1 protein-coding gene is annotated in these 3180 nt (G+C 59.0%); it reads right to left on the reverse strand.

The annotated features are described in order from the left end of the window. Window positions 1-237 precede the first annotated feature (237 nt). Window positions 238-2940: a Tn3 family transposase gene (locus L880_RS0125460; RefSeq protein WP_008344252.1), complete on the reverse strand. Its 2703-nt coding sequence runs from the start codon at window positions 2938-2940 to the stop codon at window positions 238-240. Between the last annotated feature and the right edge of the window lie 240 nt (window positions 2941-3180).

A 3180-nucleotide genomic window follows, 5' to 3' on the forward strand; every position in this document is an offset into this window, starting at 1 on the left:
GACGATGTTGGCCAGCAGACTCAACGCGTCGGCCACAGCCTGCATTTCGTCCACACGTTTGGCCTGTGCCGGGCTGATCCGGCCGGTGTAAATGGGGGTCTCCTCGTTTTCAGTGCAATAAGTGACGGTACGAAAAGCTAGCACTGGCGCGGAGGTGGTGTTGGTAGATCGTTGATTTCATTGACTTTCCTGTTCACTTTCAAATCTGCGATTCGTGGCGTCAAACCGTGGTCGGTTTCATCCATTGGTGCCAGTTATCGATGCATTTGGCCGCGAAGGCAGGATTTGGTCAGCATAGCGGTCAACCGGGAAGCGAAACACACCCCGCAAGTTGATGCTCTCCAGCCTGGTGGGCGCAATCTTCCCGATCAGTTCCGGTGGAATGACCTGGCGGCGGTTCGACCAGCGATCCAGGACCGCCTGCATCTGTGAGGTATTCCACGCCATCACGATGTTGGCCATCAGGCTCAACGCATCGGCCACAGCCTGCATTTCATCGACACGTTTGGCCTGCGCCGGGCTGATCCGGCCGGTATAAATGGCGCGCTTGAGGGCGTTAACAGCCTCGCCCCGATTGAGCACCCGGCGCAACTCGTTCCTGAAAGCGTCCTTGACAAAGTAGTCAGCCAAAAACGCCGTACGCAGCAACCGCCCCAATTGCACGCCAGCCTCATAGATTGGATCGCCCTGGGCGGCAGAACCGAACCGCGCAAGAGCTGCCACCGCACTGGCATGTCCGCTCATGACCGAGGCTGCCAGGTGCACCAGACTATCCCAATGCTTTTCGATCAAAGCGACGTCGACATTGGCTTCGCACACCGCAGCGATTTCTGCGGGCACTTTGGTGCCGCGTGGCACAAAGAGGTGGCGCTGTTTGAGTTCCTTCAACCGCGGGCAAAGATCAAAACCAAGCAAACGGGCATGTGACATGGCAAAGTCGGTGTAGCCATGGGTATCCACAGCAAGCTGGCTGGTCTCCAGCTTTTCTTGGCGGATGACACCTTCAATGGCCACGCCCGCCTGGCGCTCATTGAGCACAAAGGGCTGCGCATGGAAGATGCCCCACCGGTCTTTTACATGGGAGTAGATTCCAATGGAAGGTGTGTTGCGCCGAGGATCAAGCCGGGCTTGCCACACCCGTTTGGTGGTCTCCATGGTCATCATGTCAGAAGATGCCAAATCGGACCGCCCCCAGGTGGCGGCAATCGGGTGTCGCTGCATGAATTCCAGCACAGCCTGGCAGGCCTGGCTCAGACGCCGTTCGTCCCGCGCCCAGCGCATGGCCTGGCGAATGCTGGTGGCAGACAATTGCGGAATCATGCGCGCGCATTCGACCGCAGTCAGACTGGTGCCGTGGGCCATGATGCCGGCATAGACCATCAGCAGCTCGTCGGTAGAGCGCGGCTCACGTCCGAGCATGATCCAGCTAAAGCGCACCTGGGCGTCAACGGCCAGAATCACTTCCGGCAATTGAACCTCACCGATGCGGTGATCCAAAGCCGCGCGCAGCTTGGTCACTTCTGGGTCTTCGTCCTCTGCGGGCAATGGCGACAAATGGAGTTCATCATCCACGCGCAGTACGCCACTGCGGGCTGCAGCGGCCACCGCATCGACACCGGCAGTTACTCTGGCCAGCAAAGGCTTCAAGAAAGTGGCAGCCTTGCTGGGTAACGATAGACGGGCATAGTGTTTCTTGGACTCTGCCTGCCAACGCTCGTCCGTGAAGAACAAGCGCGCACGACCCCGAAAGCTCAGGCTGTGCTCAATCCAGACCGAGCCATTGCGCACCGCGCGGCGCAGGGCAAACAGGGTGGCCACCTCCAACGCCTGAAACGCCCGTTCCCGGTCTGGGCTGGAGATCGAAACCTGCCAGATCATTCCCAGACTTGGTGCCACCACTTCAACTGGCAGCTTTCTGGATCCTTTGAGATATAAAGCTTGCAGCTTGGCAAGGTACTCGATGGCAGGATGCTCGCCGGTGGCCTGCCAGGGCAGCTTTGCAATGGCGACGAGCAACGACCGCACGGGGCGAATTCCATCAATCAATCCCTCGCGGACCAGGGAGGCCCTGCTCGGTGGTTTGCGTTTCTGGGTTTCGGTGATCAAGGCTTCAAGACGGGCACGCAACTCAGCATCTGGCACCGCACCTTGCGCGCTCAAGGCAACAAGTTCGCCGAGCAGCGTTTTGTACATTGCGGCCCAATTGACGGTAGCGGGGACATCGGCGGCAGCCTGACGCCACAGATCGGCGATCCGGCGCTGCACCATAAGGATCAACTGGTCTGTGGTGGTGAACAGGCAATACCGAAGAAAGCATGCGACCTCCACGGTGCGCGCTGGCTCTTTGATCTTGGCTCCGGCTGAGGGCGGCCTGGAGACAAGTCGGCGCGCGTAGCGGCGCAAGATGAGATCGGGGATGTCTGCCAGGTGCTTATGAACGTCCAGCGTGTAAAGCAGGTCGATGCGCTCCAGTACCTCGCTGATTTGGCGGGTTGAGTGTTTCGCCGGTGCAGCCCATAGCCAACTCTGCTGGGTTTGTCCATCTGGGCGCAGCTCTGAAACTGAGGCTCGCCAGCGATCAAGTGTTGCTGGATCAACGCTGGCGGCGATGGCGGTGCCTGTTTCAACTTCAAGCTGGGCAAGTGCCGCCGCAATCAGTGTCCGAATTGCCCGCTCGTGCACGATCACCAGCTTGTTCTTGTACAGCCATTGACGCGCCCGCACGAGTACTGGAATTACCCGAAAGGCACCGAGCAAACGCCCACTCATGCGCAGGAAACCAATATGGAGCGCCAGACCAAGCTTGTGGGAATCACCTCGGCGTGCATTGATTGCGTCGCGCTCGGCACCATCGAAGGTGAAAAATGCCTTCATCTCGAAGTCGCTGATATCGCGGGGGAGCCCACGCATCCCCAAAAACGTTGTGTGCCAACCCTGCATCGTGAACCTCAAAAGTGGGAGGCCACCATACCCGTTTACAAAGCGAACAGGAAAGTCAATGAAATCAACGGTCTACCCAGACCACCCCCGCGCCAGTGCTAGCTTTGCGTACCGTCACTTATTGCACTGAAAACGAGGAGACCCCACAGCAGGCGGCCACTCATGCGCAAAAACCCGATATGCAGCGCCAGACCGAGCTTGTGGGCGTCACCCCGGCGCGCATTGATTGCCTCGCGCTCT

Origin of the sequence: Curvibacter gracilis ATCC BAA-807, from assembly GCF_000518645.1 — a bacterium.
In the GTDB taxonomy this organism is placed as follows: domain Bacteria; phylum Pseudomonadota; class Gammaproteobacteria; order Burkholderiales; family Burkholderiaceae_C; genus Curvibacter; species Curvibacter gracilis.

What these genes read in the sequence shown, in the direction of transcription:
- L880_RS0125460 (WP_008344252.1), bottom strand. Translation starts at nt 2,940, where the DNA reads ATGCAGGGTTGGCACACAACGTTTTTGGGGATGCGTGGGCTCCCCCGC.